At 52.5% G+C, this 628-nt stretch carries 1 pseudogene; it reads left to right on the forward strand.

Annotation, left to right across the window (positions count from 1 at the left end):
* Positions 1-628 (forward strand): annotated as a pseudogene (locus E0D98_RS25410) (IS3-like element IS600 family transposase); the annotation flags it as partial.

A 628-nucleotide genomic window follows, 5' to 3' on the forward strand; every position in this document is an offset into this window, starting at 1 on the left:
CCCGGCGGCTCCAGACGGAGCTGGCAGAGAATGGCATCATCGTTGGTCGTGACCGACTGGCACGTCTTCGTAAGGAGCTAAGGCTACGCTGTAAGCAGAAACGCAAGTTCAGAGCGACTACGAACTCGAACCACAATCTGCCAGTTGCGCCAAATCTGCTGAACCAGACGTTCGCTCCTACAGCACCAAATCAGGTCTGGGTGGCGGACCTGACGTATGTTGCCACACAGGAGGGATGGTTGTACCTCGCTGGCATCAAAGATGTTTATACGTGCGAAATTGTCGGCTACGCCATGGGAGAGCGCATGACAAAAGAGCTGACAGGTAAAGCCCTGTTTATGGCGCTCAGGAGCCAGCGCCCACCTGCCGGGCTAATCCACCACTCTGATCGAGGTTCACAGTACTGCGCATACGATTACCGGGTCATACAGGAGCAGTTTGGTCTGAAAACATCAATGTCGCGTAAAGGTAACTGTTACGACAACGCACCGATGGAAAGCTTCTGGGGAACGCTGAAAAATGAGAGCCTGAGCCACTATCGTTTTAATAACCGGGATGAAGCCATCTCAGTAATACGGGAATACATTGAGATTTTCTACAATCGTCAGCGTCGTCACTCTCGTCTGGG

Source organism: Escherichia sp. KCJ4928, from assembly GCF_004352695.1.
Classification (GTDB): Bacteria; Pseudomonadota; Gammaproteobacteria; order Enterobacterales; family Enterobacteriaceae; genus ECMA0423.